This window comes from Vibrio sp. VPAP30, from assembly GCF_001188205.1.
GTDB lineage: Bacteria > Pseudomonadota > Gammaproteobacteria > Enterobacterales > Vibrionaceae > Vibrio > Vibrio bivalvicida.
Map to the genome: position 1 here is coordinate 1 of NZ_LBLS01000010.1, position 16,600 is coordinate 16,600.

Sequence of the window (16,600 nt, forward strand, 5' to 3'; positions counted from 1 at the left end):
GAGGCGTTGAGCTAACCTGTACTAATTGCCCGTGAGGCTTAACCATACAACACCCAAAGGGTTTTGATGGACTCAAAGCAAGAACAGATTGAATGTGTTAAGAACTTAAAACAGCTTTCCGAATTAAAGAATTTGCTTGGCGACCATAGCGATTTGGACCCACCTGATTCCATGCCGAACTCAGAAGTGAAACGAATTAGCGCCGATGGTAGTGTGGGGCTTCCCCATGTGAGAGTAGGACATCGCCAGGCTTTAAATTTAGACTTAGTGTCTAACCAGTGCGGAGCGGTAGTTCAGTTGGTTAGAATACCGGCCTGTCACGCCGGGGGTCGCGGGTTCGAGTCCCGTCCGCTCCGCCACTTATTTAAAAACCCAGTCTTCGGACTGGGTTTTGTCGTTTTAGAAGCCCGCTGCTAACGCAACGGGCTTCTTGCGTTTTAGGGGAAGTGGAACGGACTACGTCCTCGGGAACGTTTCACTCGAGATACGAGAACGGGCTTCGCCCTGCGAGAGGTGAGTGTTGGCTGATAGAGCCGATGGTTTACAATGAACTGAATTACCGGGCTCCCAAAAGAGCTGATCATACAAGTCTACAATCTCTATAGCTTCGGTCATTCCATAGAGTGACGGGGGAGTGAGGATGACAGTAATAAAAAGGATAGTGACACTCTAGGTATCCACCCTTCTATCGCTTTCCAGTTCTCCGTAGGACGGAGTCCCTTCCCGCATCCTAAACAAAAAAGGCCAGCAACTGCTGACCTTCTATCACTTTGATACTTGCTTGTTAAAGAATAATATCTCTGACTTCAGGATCTTTACGCTCTAGGTAGTGAGTCGATTTTATACGGCGAATAGTTCGGCATCGACCACGGATTAACAGGGTTTCCGTAGTTGCGATATTGCCTTGACGAGAGATACCTTCAAGTAGGTCACCTTTGGTAATGCCAGTTGCAGAGAAGACGACATTATCGCTGCGCGCCATATCTTCCATTTTTAGTACGACATTCGCCTTGACGCCCATCTCTTCACAGCGCTTAAGCTCTGCAGCGCCATAGATATGGTTTTCTTCGCTATCTCCTTTCACTTCGTGACGAGGGAGCAATTGACCGTGCATATCGCCATCTAGCGCACGGATTACTGCTGCTGAAACCACACCTTCTGGGGCACCGCCAATACAGTACATTACATCCACTTCGCTATCTGGCATGCAAGTAAGGATAGACGCTGCTACATCACCGTCTGGCACTGCAAAAACGCGTACGCCCATTGCCTGCATTTCTGCGATAACAGCATCATGGCGAGGCTTTGCAAGGGTAATGACCACAAGTGTATCTAGAGTCTTGTTAAGCGCTTGCGCGATATTCTCTAGGTTTTCCTTTAACGGTTTGTTGAGATCAATACAGCCCTTTGCCCCAGGACCTACAACTAACTTCTCCATGTACATATCCGGCGCTTTAAGGAAACTGCCTTTTTCACCTGCGGCAAGCACAGCTAGAGCATTAGATTGCCCCATTGCAGTCATGCGAGTGCCTTCAATTGGATCGACCGCGATATCTACTTCGTCTCCACCGATGCCGACATTTTCGCCGATATATAGCATTGGTGCATCATCAATCTCGCCCTCGCCGATTACGATCTCTCCGCTGATCTCAGTTTTATTAAGTAAGCTACGCATCACTTCAACGGCAGCACCGTCAGCAGCGTTCTTATCGCCGCGGCCAAGCCATTTGTAACCTGCTAGAGCTGCCCCCTCGGTAACTCGAGAAAATGACATTGCTAAATCGCGTTTCATGAAGACTCCAAAGTAGTAGGAAAGAGAGAAAAACAAAAACGGGCGGATCTTATCACATCATAAAGGAAACGTTTGCTTTTTTGCTCAAACAGCCATTGAACTGGATCAATCTAACGGGTTAAATTATTAAATAGATGCCGCTTGCTTGAGAGATGTAAAGCTATTGTCAATTTGCGCTGTTTTTTTAATCGAATGGCAAAAAAACTACAATATAGGGCGTGTTTATCCGCTCTCGGCTGAGTAGAATGGTTACAAATGGTTTTGGAACATAGGTGACCAAAACCTTGTCCGAATAATAGATAGGTAGGCTAAGATGTCTTTTGAAGTATTAGAACAACTAGAAGCAAAAATCCAAACTGCAGTAGATACAATTGCTCTTCTACAAATGGAAGTTGAAGAACTAAAAGAAGAGAAAGAGCAACTGGCGACAGAAGCAAGTGAATTGCGTAACAATCGTGAAGAGCTAGAGCAGAAAGCTCAACAGATGCAGCAAGAGCATTCTGCTTGGCAAGAGCGCATCCGTAACCTGCTAGGCAAGATGGATGAAGTAGAGTAATTGCTACTTATATTTGATAAGGCTGAACTAAGGTTCAGCCTTTTCGCTTTTTAATGGAAGTGAATGTTAAGCTTTAGGGCGAACGCCTAAGGTGTGGCATAGAGCGTAGGTCATTTCAGCACGGTTTAGGGTATAGAAATGGAAATCCTTAACGCCTTCACGACTGAGTGTACGTACCATATCGATAGCTTGACTGGCTCCCACTAGTTGCCGAGTCGTTGGGTCATCATCAAGTCCCTCAAATTGTTTTGCCATCCAGCCTGGAACTTTTACGTTGTTTTGCGCCGCAAAGCGCGATGCTTGCTTGAAGTTTGAAACTGGTAAAATTCCCGGCACGATCTCGACATCAATTCCCGCAGCGACACAACGATCACGAAAACGTAGGTAACTCTCAACATCAAAAAAGAACTGGGTAATTGCGCGGTTGGCTCCTGCATCGACCTTGCGTTTTAGGTTAAGCAGATCAGCTTGAGCACTTTTGGCTTCAGGGTGAACTTCTGGGAAAGCTGCGACTGAAATATCGAAATTATGGCGCTCTTTTAGCAAGGTTACGAGATCAGACGCGTACATATCGGGTTTACCGCCACCTGGTGGGATGTCTCCACGCAGTGCTACGATGCTTTGGATGCCATTTGCCCAGTAGTCGTCGGCTATTTGAATAAGCTCTTCACGAGAGGCATCAATACAAGTTAGATGGGGTGCCGCAACTAGACCTGTTTGATCTTTTATCTCTTTGATAATTGAATGCGTTCTATCACGTTCACCCGAGTTTGCACCATAGGTTACAGAGACAAATTTCGGTTGCAGAGTTTTAAGGCGATGCACCGAGTTCCAAAGTGTTTCTTCCATCTTTTCACTGCTCGGTGGAAAAAATTCAAATGACACATTGATATTGTCAGACAGCTCGGCGATATTCTGATTTAAGGCGTCGATATGACTCGCATGTGTGTATCCCATCTTACTCTCCCTGTGGCCACCTTGTGCCGATAAAGCTCTAAATTTTCAACCGACGTTTAGACGTCTATATGTCTACAGAATGTAATGAATACGATTTAATGTCAATAATGTGATTATGAATATTTTTCAACTTAATCATGAGATGGTTTCAAGTTTAGTTGAAGTTAGTTCATATAGGTGGATAAGGTAGTGAAAAGGGCGCTGAGGTTGGAGCGCCCTTATTGATTACAGTAAGCTTGAAAGTAAGTTTAAATCAGATTGAATCGCGCCAGCGGTGACTTCTCGGCCTGCACCTGGCCCTCTGATTACTAGCGGGTTGTCTTTGTACCACTTACTCTCGATGGCAAATATATTGTCACACGGTAAGAGGTTGGCGAGAGCGTGCTCTTTACTCAACGCTTCAACCCCCACAGTCGAAGAGCCATTTTTCTCTAAACGAGCCACATAACGAAGCACCTTGCCTTCGCGTTGTGCTTTCTCAAGGCGCTCTGCAAGAAGTTCGCTAAGTAGTGTACTCCTATCTAAAAACTCATCTAGGGATAGCTTAGAGAGCTCTACAGGTACTAGGCTTTCTACCTTTACCGCTTCCGGTTCAAGTGCGAGGCCAGATTCACGGGCTAAGATTACCAATTTTCGCATAACGTCTGAACCGTCTAAGTCACTTCGAGGGTCGGGCTCCGTTAAACCTTGTTGCCACGCTAGGTCTACCAGTTCTGCGAAAGGAACGCTGCCATCGTATTGTTGAAATAGCCACGAGAGGGTGCCTGAGAAAATACCTGATAACGCGATAATGTCATCGCCGCTTTCACGTAGGTCTCGAACCGTGTGGTTAATTGGCAGCCCTGCTCCAACTGTTGCGTTGTAAAGCCAGTGACGATTGATCTTAGCGAAGGCGTCTTGAACCTGATGATAGTATTGGCTAGAGGCTGAACCCGCGACTTTATTGGCCGAGATAAGGTGCATGCCCTGTTCTGCAATTTCTATGTAACGCTGGGCCAAGGTTTGACTAGCGGTGACATCCAAAACAACAAGATCATCATAACCTTGGATGGCACCGAGCTTTTCAATCCAGTCGCTTCCTTCATGGCTAATCGCTTCGTCGTCGAAATGAGCGCCGACTTGGCTTGCATCTATTCCTTTAGGGTCGAACCAATAAGTTTGGCTATCTATCACGGCCACTAACTCAAAGTTCATACCATGACGCTTTTCGAGTTCAGTTTTTTGTTCGGTGAACAGTTCCAACCAGCTTGAACCGATATTGCCTTTACCACACAAGGCAATCGCAACACGTTTCTGGGCTTGAAACAATTGGCTATGAATGGCTTTTACTAAGGGCTTTGTATCGGTTGTTCGTAAAACGGCAACTAAGCTAAGTCCAGACAATGACTCGGAAATAAATTCGACAGGTGAAGACTTCAATTGTTGGTAAAAGCCGTAGCAGTGGTTGGCATTTTTGGTCACGCCAGCCCCGACTGCAGCTACCATTGAGTACCCTTCTCTAAGCTTTATTTCCGCTTCAATTGCCGCATCTTGCAGATACTCTAGAGCACCACCGACAATTTCACTTGTGTAAGCTAGGCGGAGACATTGTTGATCGGGTTGAGACTCATAGGCAAGGGGCACAAGCTGTGCACGCTTGAGGCTTGCAAGTACTTCACTTTCAACTCGCTGGAAGTCATGACCAGAGGTGAAATATAATTGAATTAGCAGTACTTCATCGAGTGAGGAGATAATTTTTGCACCACGACCAGACGCGAGAACACGCTCAATGCGTGTTGAACCAGATTCAGGCTGGTAGCTACAGCGTAGGTGTAAGTCCATAGCGCTCTGAGCAACAGGCTGTAGCGTTCGGCTATGAAGCACTGGTGCAGCAAGCCTTGCGAGTTCACTGGCTTCATCTAAACGTAACAACGGTAATAAGCAGGCATCAGAGACTAATCTTGGGTCTGCACTGTATACGCCGGCTACATCGCTCCAAATTGTCACACGGTATGCTTCTGCAAGAGCACCAATAACGGTTGCCGAATAGTCTGAACCATTACGACCTAAGAGAACCGTATGCCCTTGGTCATCTTGAGCCATGAAACCAGTAATCACGACTCTGTGCTGGGCATGCTGGACTAAGACTTCTTTAATCAGTGGGTAAGAAGCTCCAAAGTCGACTTCAGGTTGAGTGCCTGCTTCTGCACGCAGGAATGCACGTGCATCTTGGGTGACAGCAGGTAAAGCATGTTGATTGAGCAGAGCAGCCAATAAGCGTGACGACCAAACCTCGCCATGACCTAAAATAGCGGCTTTTTCAGCATTATTAAGTGGGTAAGTAAGTTCGCCTAAAGTGCTGAATTCATCGTTTAAGATTGCAAGTAACTGCTCTTTTTCCTCGCTTTCAATGAGCGCCTCAACCAGCTCGGTTTGAAATTGACGCAATGCTTGAAGCTCTTCATGGGCGATTCGTCCATCGTTGCTAAGTGCTTCAATAAAGGTGATCAGACGGTTGGTGGTTTTGCCTGCTGCTGAAACCACGATCAGATCTTCGGCTTGGGAGTATTCTTTTAAGATATCGACTACACGACGATAGCATTCAGGGTCAGCAAGGCTACTTCCACCAAATTTATGTAGTTGACGCTGAGTAGACATTAGAAGGCTTCCTTAGCTTTCGAAAAAGCTTGTTCAAGGTCAGCAATTAAGTCATCGGCATCTTCAAGCCCGACAGATAGGCGCAGCAATTGCTGTGAGACACCTGCTTCGGTAAGGGCTTCTTCGCCCATCACCCTGTGTGTCATGGACGCTGGATGACAGATTAGGCTTTCAACTCCGCCGAGAGATTCGGCAAGAGAAAAAAGTTCTAGCTCACCAACAAAGAATTTAAGCTGTTCAAAGCTGCCTGCAAACTCAAAACTTAGCATTGAACCAAAGCCTGACTGTTGTTTCTTGGCGATCTCATGACCTGGGTGCTCCGGCAAGCTCGGATGATAGATACGACCGACTAACTCTTGCGTCTGTAAGAAGCTTAAAATTTGACTAGAGCTTTCTTCATGCACCTTCATACGTGCACCCAGAGTACGGATGCCGCGTAGTGTCATGTAACTATCAAACGGTGTCCCTGTCGCACCGATACAGTTTCCCCACCAAGCGAGCTCTTCTGCATGTTCTTCGGTTTTAGTAATGATGACCCCACCGATAACATCTGAGTGACCATTGATGTACTTGGTTGTTGAGTGAACAACGAAGTCAGCGCCGAGGTCTAAAGGTTTTTGGAACACAGGTGTCAAAAAGGTGTTGTCGACAGCGACCAGAGATCCCACTTGTTTTGCACTTTCACATACGTTGGCAATGTCGACTACGCGTACTAGCGGGTTAGATGGCGTTTCTAGCAGGATAAGTTTTGGCTTTTTGGCAATGGCAGCATTCAACGCTTGCTCATCTGACTGATCGACAAACTCAACTTTAAAGTCACCTTTATTAGCACGAGTATTAAATAGGCGATAGGTACCACCATAACAGTCGTGAGGAGCGACGATTAAGTCATCTGGACCTAAGAAAGCTGATACCCATAGGTTCAAAGCCGAAGTGCCACAGTTAGTCACTACGGCACCTTTGCCGGATTCTAGTTCAAACAGCGCTGTTTCTAGCAGCCCACGGTTTGGGTTACCTGAACGCGTGTAATCATATTTAGGAACATCCCCAAACGCAGGAAAGCCATAATTAGTCGAGAGGTAAATCGGTGGAACAACAGCGTGATGCTGGGTGTCAGATTCGATGCCAGTACGTACCGCGATTGTGGCTGGTTTGCGGGTGCTCATAAGTGTTTCCTTTCGAACTTTAGTGACTTCTATTTGGGAATACGCTATACCTTTATCGTGTTAGATATATGTTATTCCTATCCCATACCTTTCCACTTTACTTGTCATTTTTGTGGCCGTCAACACTTCTAGACGTCCGTATGTCTTTGCTTGTGGCTATAAATACCGCTAAAATTGGGGATTCTATTTTCAACCATAAAAAATAACGAAAGGTGCGCAATGGCAGATTGGAATGGCGAATACATTAGCCCATATGCTGAGCATGGAAAGAAAAGCGAACAAGTAAAAAAGATTACAGTTTCTATTCCATTGAAAGTATTAAAGGTTTTGACTGATGAGCGTACACGTCGTCAGATTAATAACCTGCGCCACGCAACAAACAGTGAGCTATTGTGTGAAGCTTTTTTGCATGCATATACCGGGCAGCCACTGCCGACCGACGAAGATTTACGTAAAGACCGCCCGGACGATCTTCCTGCTGAAGTGAAAAAACTGATGACAGAGATGGGCATTGAGTTCGAATCTTTCGACGAATAATTAAAATAATCGCACCAAATTTTCGCACGCTGACGAAATTGAAATTCAAAAAAACCGCTGTTAAGACAGCGGTTTTTTCATCATTGGTCAGATTACTCAGCCATATAGTTTTCTGGCATCTCAATGCGAGCGACACCTGAATCAACAGCTGCTTGAGCAACGGCTTTAGCAACGCGTGGCAGCAGGCGTGGGTCCATTGGTTTTGGAATGATGTAACCAGGACCAAATGACAGCGCATCAACTCCGGCAGCCGACAGCACTTCTGCTGGCACTTGTTCCTTTGCTAGCAGACGAATAGCGTCTACGGCTGCAAGTTTCATTTCATCGTTAATTTCACTTGCGCGCACGTCTAGCGCACCACGGAAGATGAATGGGAAACATAGCACGTTGTTAACCTGGTTAGGGTAATCACTACGACCAGTACCCATGATCAGATCGCTGCGTACTTCGTGAGCGAGTTCAGGTTTGATCTCTGGATCTGGGTTTGAACAAGCAAATACAACCGGTTTGTCTGCCATTAGAGCTAGTGCTTCTGGGGAGAGTAAGTTGGGACCTGATACACCAAGGAATAGGTCTGCACCATCAATCACGTCTTCTAATGTGCGTTTGTCGGTATTGTTGGCAAATAGCTGCTTGTATTCATTTAGGTCGTCACGACGAGTATGGATAACCCCTTTACGGTCAAGCATGTAGATTTTCTCACGCATAGCACCGCATTTTATCAGTAGCTCCATACACGCTACTGCTGCTGCCCCCGCACCAAGACACACAATGGTGGCGTCTTCTAACTTCTTTCCTTGAAGTTCAATAGCATTGAGCATACCCGCTGCGGTAACAATCGCCGTACCGTGTTGGTCATCATGGAATACCGGAACGTCACAACGTTCAATTAGCTGCTTTTCAATTTCGAAACAGTCTGGTGCTTTGATGTCTTCTAAGTTAATGCCACCAAAAGTATCGGCGATATTAGCAACAGTATCGACAAATTCTTCTATAGTACGGTGTTTTACTTCAATGTCGATCGAGTCTAAACCAGCGAAGCGTTTGAAAAGTAGAGATTTACCTTCCATTACAGGTTTAGAAGCTAGAGGACCTAAGTTGCCAAGGCCAAGAATCGCCGTACCGTTTGAAATAACCGCAACCATGTTGCCTTTTGACGTGTACTTGTAGACGTTGTCAGCATTTTGTGCGATTTCACGTACTGGTTCTGCAACACCAGGGCTATAAGCAAGAGCAAGGTCTTTGGCTGTTTCTGCTGGTGTTGTCAGCGCAACTTCAATTTTACCCGGAGTCGGGTAAGCATGGTAGTCCAATGCTTGCTGACGAAATTGTTCTTCAGGGGATACTTCTTGGCGATTGTCGTCTGACATAGGTGTAGGTACTCATTAATAATTATATGGAAAGGGGGAATCCATTCTAGAGTAACTAAGTCAAGCTGCCTAGGTCGGAATGCGAGCCAAAGCAATAAAAAGTAGTAAATGACTGGAGATAAGACCAGATGAACAGAGATATGGCTAGCGAATATCAAAATTAATAATAGATTACTCTGCAAAATGGCTATTGCTTGAGTGACAGGTAACAAAAAAGGACGCCTGGGCGTCCTTTTTAGATTCGGCTAAGAAGAAATTACTTCTTGCTTGATAGAGCACCGAAACGCTTGTTGAAGCGATCAACACGGCCGCCTGTATCAACGATACGTTGCTTACCAGTGTAGAATGGGTGACATTTGTCACATACGTCTAGGTGGATAGACTCTTTAGCTAGAGTTGAGTTGAACTCAAAAGAGTTACCGCAAGAACAAGTCGCTTTTACTGCTTTGTATTCTGGGTGGATACCAGCTTTCATGGGAGAACCTCTAAATATAGGCCGTGTCGCTATCCGATTCTAAGCCGGACACCACACGTAGTTAATAAAAAACCTTTTTGGATACCGCTGCTCTAGAGCCAGCCATATCACTAAGGCGCGATATAGTAATGAATAGCTGACTTAGGATCAACCAATTTAGGTCTGGAATTGCTACTTTTTTAGCCTAAGTTATTCTTGAGGCTAAAATCACCTTCTCTTTCCACTGCTAGGCTTTTCCCTTAGACTAGCCTACGTAACCTTTCATTGAGCTGTATAGCCTATTATGCGACCAACAATTGCGCGCGTGGCGCTGCCTGTGCCACTTGATAAACAGTTTGACTATCAGATTCCTAGCCACTTATTTCCTATTGTTGGTGGGCGAGTATCTGTGCCTTTCGGGCGTCAAACCTTGGTTGGCGTAGTGACTGCTTTAGTCAATGAGTCTGAGTTTAGCCTTGATAAACTCAAGCCAATTAAGCAAGTGCTTGATAGTCAGCCTGTTTGGCCAGAAAAACTCTACTCGCTACTGTTTTGGTGCAGTCAGTTTTACCAGTACCCACTTGGGGATACCTTGTTTAATGCCATGCCAAGTGCGCTGCGCAAAGGTAAAACGGCTGATTTTGCCGCATTGGTGGAGTGGCAGTTGACTACAAATGGCCGCAATCAACTGATGCAAGGATTTGGGCGAGCGGTTAAGCAAGCTAAAGTGATGCATATGCTTGAGCCAGGCTCAATGCCACATCAACGTTTTGTCGATGAGGAGGTCAGTTCCTCGGTCTTAAAGACACTGGTGGAAAAAGGTTGGATAGAATCAATAGAAAACAAGCCAGTGATTCGGGAGTGGAAACATAACGTTGAAGCTGATGTTGAGAAGCCCAAACTAAATTCAGAGCAGGCGATTGCGATTGCGACGGTCAACAGCAGTGAAGGGTTTGGGTGCTATCTCCTCGAAGGAGTAACAGGTTCAGGCAAAACTGAGGTGTACCTCAACCTAATTAAGCCAGTGCTTGAACAAGGTAAACAAGCTTTGGTACTTGTGCCAGAAATTGGTCTAACGCCGCAAACCATCAATCGATTTAGAAAGCGCTTTAATGTCCCAGTTGAGGTAGTACATTCAGGCCTAAACGATACTGAGCGGCTTAACGCTTGGCTGAGCGCGCGTGACAATGCGGCTGGTATTGTCATTGGTACTCGTTCTGCACTGCTCACGCCTTTTGCCAATCTAGGCATTATTATTGTTGATGAAGAACATGATGCTTCGTATAAGCAGCAAGATAGTCTGCGCTACCATGCGCGAGATGTTGCTGTTATGCGAGCTAATAAAGAACAGATCCCAATTGTACTTGGCTCAGCCACGCCAGCTTTAGAAACTCTGCACAATGCTTTAAGTGGTAAATACCATCATCTAGTGCTTTCTTCTCGAGCGGGAGCGGCGACGCCAACGACCAACAAAGTCCTCGATGTTAAAGGGCTATACCTAGAAAGTGGTCTCTCCGCCCCACTGATTGCTGAAATGCGACGCCATTTAAAGGCAGGCAACCAAGTAATGCTGTTTTTAAACCGACGCGGATTTTCCCCTGCTTTGATGTGCCACGAATGTGGCTGGATTGCTGAATGTCAACGCTGTGATGCTTACTATACCTATCACCAGAGTAGCAATGAAATTCGCTGTCACCACTGTGGTTCACAACAGCCGATCGTTCATCAATGTATGGGTTGTAGTTCGACCCACTTAGTCACGGTAGGAGTTGGGACAGAACAGCTCGAAAAGCAACTCGCAGAGTTATTTCCAGAATATAAAACCATTCGTATTGATCGCGACAGCACTCGTCGTAAAGGCAGTCTAGAGAGCGCACTAGGAGCGATTCGTAATGGTGAGTACCAGATATTGATTGGTACCCAGATGCTAGCAAAGGGTCATCACTTTCCAGACGTAACGCTGGTGGCGCTGCTGGACATCGATGGTTCACTCTACAGTAGTGACTTCCGCGCCTCTGAACGCTTAGCTCAGCTATTTATTCAGGTTGCAGGCCGAGCAGGGCGAGCAAGTAAGCCGGGTGAGGTTGTTTTGCAGACCCACCACCCTGAGCATAGCCTTTTACAAGCTCTTCTTACTAAGAGTTACCGCCACTTTGCAGAAACGGCCTTACAAGAGCGTAAGCTAGCCCAGTTACCGCCTTATTCGTTTCTGACTTTGTTTAAAGCGGAAGCCAATCAATCACAACTCGTCGAGGAGTTCTTGCGCCAAGTCCGCCATACTCTTGAAGCCCATCCGTTGTTTGATGACTATTGCCAAGTGCTTGGGCCAACTCCTGCACCGCTAGCAAAACGTGCGGGGAAATACCGTTGGCAATTGCTGCTGCAAACACAGAGTCGTCCTGTTATGCAAAAACTACTTGCTAGTGCTAAGCCTGCTATTCAAATGTTGCCGAATGCGAAGAAAGTGCGTTGGAGCTTAGATATTGAGCCACAAGATCTGAGTTAGCGAGTTAAAGAGTGAACCTCATTTCGTATGAGTAATTGCGGTAGTTAGCTATTGAGATTATTCACATTCACACCTTTTTCATTTATTTGTGATTCAGATCTCTTATTAACTGCCCATTTTGTTAAATCTCCCGTAACTTTGTGTTTTGAAATGAATAAACTAGTTCTTGTGCAATATGTTGCTCTCAGACCACTGTGTGTGAGTTAAACGTTTGCTCAGTGCCGATAAATGAGAAGATAGGTATTTTTTAGCCTACAAGTCGACATCAATTTGGCCGTTCAACCGATGAGATGCATTTCAACTGAGGCTTAGGTGGCGTTTGAGCTACCAATTTGGAAATGAAGAGGGTTAGTTAAATATGGCGACAATGAAGGATGTTGCCCAGCTTGCGGGAGTTTCAACAGCGACAGTGTCTAGAGCGCTAATGAATCCAGAAAAGGTATCGTCAGCGACAAGGAAAAGAGTCGAAGATGCTGTTTTAGAAGCTGGTTATTCACCAAACTCGTTGGCGCGCAATTTGCGTCGCAACGAATCAAAAACAATCATCGCTATCATTCCTGATATTTGTGATCCTTACTACACAGAGATCATTCGAGGAATTGAAGATGCGGCAATGGAACATGGATACATCGTTTTACTTGGCGATAGCGGGCAGCAGAAAAAGCGCGAAAGCTCGTTTGTAAACCTGGTATTTACAAAGCAAGCCGATGGTATGCTGCTGCTTGGCACTGATTTGCCCTTTGATGTCAGCAAGCCAGAACAAAAGAACTTACCCCCCATGGTTATGGCCTGTGAATTTGCACCAGAACTTGAATTACCAACAGTACATATCGACAACCTGACCTCGGCATTTGAAGCGGTCAACTACCTGACGCAGATGGGGCACAAGCGTATTGCGCAAATCTCCGGTCCTGAAACAGCAGCGCTATGTCAGTTCCGTCATCAAGGTTACCAGCAAGCACTACGCCGTGCAGGGATTGCAATGAACCCTAATTACTGTACGTTGGGTGATTTCACCTTTGAAGCTGGAGCCAAAGCGATTCGCCAACTATTAGCACTCCCCGATGCGCCAACCGCTGTGTTCTGCCACAACGATGCAATGGCCATTGGCGCTATTCAAGAAGCGAAGAAGTTAGGTTTACGTGTTCCTCAAGACCTTTCCATTGTAGGGTTTGATGATATTCACTTTGCTCAATACTGCGATCCGCCGTTAACGACCATTTCGCAGCCGCGTTATGAAATTGGCCGTCAGGCAATGTTGATGATGCTTGAGCTGCTACGTGGACATGATGTTCGTGCTGGTTCAAGGTTGCTTGAAACTAAGTTAGTGGTGCGTGAAAGTGCTGCGCCACCAAGAGTACTTTAGAGTCTAACCTTTACTAGTGGCGCATTTTTGATGCGCCGCTTCCATTTCTACTCTGTCATAAGTCAACAATCTGCATTAACATATCGGCAGTGGTAATTGATGGTATTGATGTTAACTAGTGGCGAATCGAGATTACGTAAAAAGAGGCCGTGGCGGAAGTAGCCGCAAGCCTGCGAAGAAAAAGTCTACCCCACGTCGTAAACCATGGCGCAGTGGTTTATTGGCGATTTTACTGGCGAGCGTATTTGGCTATGGGTTGTATATTCTCAGTAATGACCCAGAACCACCTGTACCAGTTGCTGAGCCAGTAAAACCGAAGCCAAAGCCACAAGCGAAACTGCCACCACCTCCAGAAGAGAAGTGGGATTATGTAGACACCTTGCCAAGTCGCGAGGTTGAGGTAAAAGCCAAAGAGCAGGTAGTCTCAGATATCCCCTATATCATGCAGTGTGGTGCCTATAAAACGGCGCAGCAAGCTGAAACGCGCAAGCTAGATATCGCTTTCCAAGGCATCAACAGTAAGATTCGTAAGAAAGAAGGTAGCAGTTGGTATCGCGTAGTACTCGGTCCTTACAAGTTTAAACGTGATGCAGAACGTGATAAGCATAAATTGCAACGAGCCAAGATTGAGCCGTGTGCGATTTGGAAAGAAACGCAGTAAGAATATTAAAAGCGAACCCTGATGGGTTCGTTTTTTATTAGCTGCGCTGATGGAACGCTCTGCTTGTGGATAACAGGAACGGACTACGTCCTATGGAACGCTTCGCTATGGAAAGGATAAAAAATCCCGCATCCCGCATCCCGTATCCCGCCCCTTGAATTCCTCTATCTTTAACCTCATATAATCCTTAACACTGAGATTAAAACAACTATGAGGCCCTACTCGTGACTACCATTGTATCTGTACGTCGTAATAACAAAGTCGTCATCGCTGGTGATGGACAAGTATCTTTGGGTAACACAGTAATGAAGGGCAATGCTCGTAAGGTGCGTCGCCTGTATAACAACAAGGTTCTCGCTGGCTTTGCTGGTGGCACAGCAGATGCCTTCACGCTGTTTGAAAAGTTTGAAAGCAAGTTGCAAATGCACCAAGGCCACCTGACTAAGGCGGCTGTAGAGCTAGCTAAAGATTGGCGTAGCGATCGGGCGTTACGCAAACTTGAAGCGCTATTGGCGGTTGCCGATGAGACTGCATCATTGATCATTACTGGTAATGGTGATGTAGTGCAGCCTGAAAACGATCTGATTGCTATTGGTTCTGGCGGTAATTTCGCCCAAGCAGCAGCCACCGCACTCCTCGAAAATACCGAACTAGATGCGCGTGAAGTCGCTGAGAAATCACTCAAAATTGCTGGTGATATCTGCGTATTCACTAACCATCATCACACTATCGAAGAACTAGAAATTCCGGCCACTCAAGCAGAGTAACTAAAGGCTGAATAAGCAAAGATAGTAGCTAAAGAATTTAAGGAAATTGACTATGTCTGAAATGACTCCACGCGAAATTGTCCATGAACTGAACCGCCATATTATTGGTCAAGAAAATGCGAAACGTTCAGTGGCCATTGCCCTGCGTAACCGTTGGCGCCGTATGCAGCTTGAAGAGAGTTTGCGAGTTGAAGTGACGCCCAAAAATATTCTGATGATTGGCCCAACTGGTGTAGGTAAAACTGAAATTGCTCGCCGCTTAGCGAAATTGGCAAATGCACCTTTCATCAAGGTCGAAGCGACTAAATTTACTGAGGTAGGTTATGTGGGTAAGGAAGTGGAGACTATTATCCGCGATCTAACCGATGTAGCGATTAAGATGACTCATCAACAAGCGATGGAAAAAGTAAAATTTCGCGCAGAAGAGCAAGCTGAAGAGCGTATTCTGGACGCATTATTGCCGCCAGCACGTGATGCTTGGGGACAAAACGAACAGCAAGATGAAAGTACTTCAAATACGCGCCAAACCTTTCGCAAGAAGTTGCGTGAAGGCAAATTAGATGACAAAGAGATCGAAATTGATGTCGCTGCGCCGCAAATGGGTGTTGAGATCATGGCTCCTCCGGGTATGGAAGAGATGACCAACCAACTTCAAGGTATGTTCCAAAACTTAGCGGGTGACACCAAGAAGAAGCGTAAGTTGAAGATCAAAGAAGCATTCAAAGCACTGACGGAAGAAGAAGCAGCGAAACTCGTAAACCAAGAAGAGCTGAAAGAGCAAGCGATCTTTAACGTTGAGAACAATGGTATCGTATTTATCGATGAGATCGACAAAATTTGTAAGCGTGGTGAAAGTTCTGGCCCTGATGTCTCTCGTGAAGGTGTACAACGCGACTTACTACCACTTATTGAAGGTAGCACGGTTTCAACTAAGCATGGCATGGTAAAAACAGACCACATTTTATTTGTTGCTTCAGGAGCATTCCAAGTAGCTAAGCCATCTGATCTGATCCCTGAACTGCAAGGTCGCTTGCCAATTCGTGTCGAGCTAGAAGCGCTTTCAAGTCATGACTTCAAACGCATCCTGACAGAGCCTAAAGCGTCACTGACAGAGCAATACATTGCGCTAATGAAGACAGAGGATGTTCATATTGAGTTTACCGAAGATGGTATTACCCAGATCGCAGAAGCTGCTTGGACAGTGAATGAGACAACAGAAAACATCGGTGCTCGCCGCTTACACACAGTAATGGAGCGCTTGATGGATGAGATCTCGTTTGAAGCTACGGATAAAGCTGGCTCTAAGCTTACGATTGATTCTGAGTATGTGAAAGGCAAGCTTGGAGATACGATTGAAGATGAAGATCTAAGTCGTTTTATCCTGTAATCGAACTAAAAAGATAAAGCCCGCTCAATTGAGCGGGCTTTGTTTTATCTACAGGTTAGTGATTAGATCATAAAGATAAAAATCACTGCGAGTACAGAAATCAGACCTGCAAAGGCGTAACAAGCGATCTTGCCGACCAAACCCGTGTGGAATTTCAGGTCGTGCATACCATGATGGACACGGTGCATGGCATGCCACATTGGTAGGGCTAACGTGCCAATGATAAACAGTGCGCCAATAATGCTCGTAGCAAAATCTGCCACACGCTCGTAGCTCAATGCTTGCGCGTCAATTACACCAAGTGGTACTAAGATACCCAGTACAAGCACAGTAATCGGCGTGATCATCGCAAACCAAGTGCCGCCAGCGCCAAATAGGCCCCACCAGATTGGCTCATCAGAACGTTTAGGAGCTCTATCTACAGAGTAATTAGGTTTCATCGTT

Annotated in this window: 14 protein-coding genes, 1 tRNA gene and 1 rRNA gene; 9 read left to right on the forward strand and 7 right to left on the reverse strand. The window is 45.9% G+C overall.

All coding sequences use genetic code 11. The features are described from left to right. Positions 1-135 precede the first annotated feature (135 nt). Both rrf and ZX61_RS01525 read left to right on the forward strand, forming a co-directional pair. Positions 136-251: ribosomal RNA gene (gene rrf, locus ZX61_RS01520) — 5S ribosomal RNA — on the forward strand. A gap of 31 nt (positions 252-282) precedes the next feature. After that, a tRNA-Asp gene (locus ZX61_RS01525) sits at positions 283-359 on the forward strand. Between the two features lie 425 nt (positions 360-784). On the opposite strand, the gene glpX is transcribed toward ZX61_RS01525, so the two are convergent. Further along, on the reverse strand, positions 785-1,792 hold the full coding sequence (gene glpX / locus ZX61_RS01530) for a class II fructose-bisphosphatase (protein ID WP_049842967.1): 1,008 nt from the start codon (positions 1,790-1,792) through the stop codon (positions 785-787). A gap of 313 nt (positions 1,793-2,105) precedes the next feature. Here glpX and zapB point away from each other — a divergent pair, with 313 nt between their 5' ends. Next, positions 2,106-2,348 (forward strand): cell division protein ZapB, encoded by a 243-nt coding sequence (gene zapB, locus ZX61_RS01535; RefSeq protein WP_049842968.1) that lies wholly within the window; start codon positions 2,106-2,108, stop codon positions 2,346-2,348. Positions 2,349-2,414: 66 nt separating this feature from the next. Here the strand turns inward: zapB and metF are convergent, their stop codons facing one another. The 3 genes from metF to ZX61_RS01550 form a co-directional block, all read right to left on the reverse strand. After that, positions 2,415-3,305: a methylenetetrahydrofolate reductase gene (gene metF / locus ZX61_RS01540; RefSeq protein ID WP_049842969.1), complete on the reverse strand. Its 891-nt coding sequence runs from the start codon at positions 3,303-3,305 to the stop codon at positions 2,415-2,417. 225 nt (positions 3,306-3,530) lie between these two features. Beyond that, positions 3,531-5,942 (reverse strand): bifunctional aspartate kinase/homoserine dehydrogenase II, encoded by a 2,412-nt coding sequence (locus ZX61_RS01545; RefSeq protein WP_049842970.1) that lies wholly within the window; start codon positions 5,940-5,942, stop codon positions 3,531-3,533. Further along, the gene (locus ZX61_RS01550; RefSeq protein WP_049842971.1) at positions 5,942-7,108 is read right to left on the reverse strand and encodes an O-succinylhomoserine (thiol)-lyase; all 1,167 of its coding nucleotides are present in this window, start codon (positions 7,106-7,108) and stop codon (positions 5,942-5,944) included. Before ZX61_RS01550 ends, ZX61_RS01545 begins: the two co-directional genes overlap by 1 nt. Before the next feature lie 219 nt (positions 7,109-7,327). On the opposite strand from ZX61_RS01550, the gene metJ reads away from it, so the two are divergent. After that, complete coding sequence (gene metJ / locus ZX61_RS01555) at positions 7,328-7,645, forward strand: met regulon transcriptional regulator MetJ (protein ID WP_004743257.1); 318 nt, start codon at positions 7,328-7,330, stop codon at positions 7,643-7,645. A gap of 92 nt (positions 7,646-7,737) precedes the next feature. On the opposite strand, the gene ZX61_RS01560 is transcribed toward metJ, so the two are convergent. Together ZX61_RS01560 and rpmE are read right to left on the reverse strand one after the other, a co-directional pair. Then, the gene (locus ZX61_RS01560) at positions 7,738-9,015 is read right to left on the reverse strand and encodes a malic enzyme-like NAD(P)-binding protein (RefSeq protein WP_049842972.1); all 1,278 of its coding nucleotides are present in this window, start codon (positions 9,013-9,015) and stop codon (positions 7,738-7,740) included. Positions 9,016-9,271: 256 nt separating this feature from the next. Continuing rightward, positions 9,272-9,490, reverse strand: a complete 219-nt coding sequence (gene rpmE, locus ZX61_RS01565; RefSeq protein WP_004743259.1) for a 50S ribosomal protein L31 — start codon at positions 9,488-9,490, stop codon at positions 9,272-9,274. Positions 9,491-9,773: 283 nt separating this feature from the next. Between rpmE and priA the strand changes: the two genes are divergently transcribed. From priA to hslU, 5 genes are all read left to right on the forward strand, one after another. Further along, positions 9,774-11,975 (forward strand): primosomal protein N', encoded by a 2,202-nt coding sequence (priA, locus tag ZX61_RS01570; RefSeq protein WP_049842973.1) that lies wholly within the window; start codon positions 9,774-9,776, stop codon positions 11,973-11,975. A 358-nt stretch (positions 11,976-12,333) separates the two neighbouring features. Beyond that, positions 12,334-13,341 carry a DNA-binding transcriptional regulator CytR gene (gene cytR / locus ZX61_RS01575; protein WP_049842974.1) on the forward strand — a complete coding sequence of 336 codons (1,008 nt, stop codon included), beginning with the start codon at positions 12,334-12,336 and terminating at the stop codon, positions 13,339-13,341. A 118-nt stretch (positions 13,342-13,459) separates the two neighbouring features. Then, positions 13,460-14,002 carry a cell division protein FtsN gene (gene ftsN, locus ZX61_RS01580; protein ID WP_049842975.1) on the forward strand — a complete coding sequence of 181 codons (543 nt, stop codon included), beginning with the start codon at positions 13,460-13,462 and terminating at the stop codon, positions 14,000-14,002. Between the two features lie 224 nt (positions 14,003-14,226). Then, positions 14,227-14,769, forward strand: coding sequence for an ATP-dependent protease subunit HslV (gene hslV / locus ZX61_RS01585; RefSeq protein WP_049842976.1), 543 nt, complete (start codon positions 14,227-14,229; stop codon positions 14,767-14,769). Positions 14,770-14,821: 52 nt separating this feature from the next. Then, a complete protein-coding gene (gene hslU, locus ZX61_RS01590) occupies positions 14,822-16,156 on the forward strand; it encodes an HslU--HslV peptidase ATPase subunit (RefSeq protein ID WP_049842977.1) in 1,335 nt (444 codons plus the stop codon). Between the two features lie 62 nt (positions 16,157-16,218). On the opposite strand, the gene frdD is transcribed toward hslU, so the two are convergent. Then, positions 16,219-16,596, reverse strand: a complete 378-nt coding sequence (frdD, locus tag ZX61_RS01595; protein WP_049842978.1) for a fumarate reductase subunit FrdD — start codon at positions 16,594-16,596, stop codon at positions 16,219-16,221. Between the last annotated feature and the right edge of the window lie 4 nt (positions 16,597-16,600).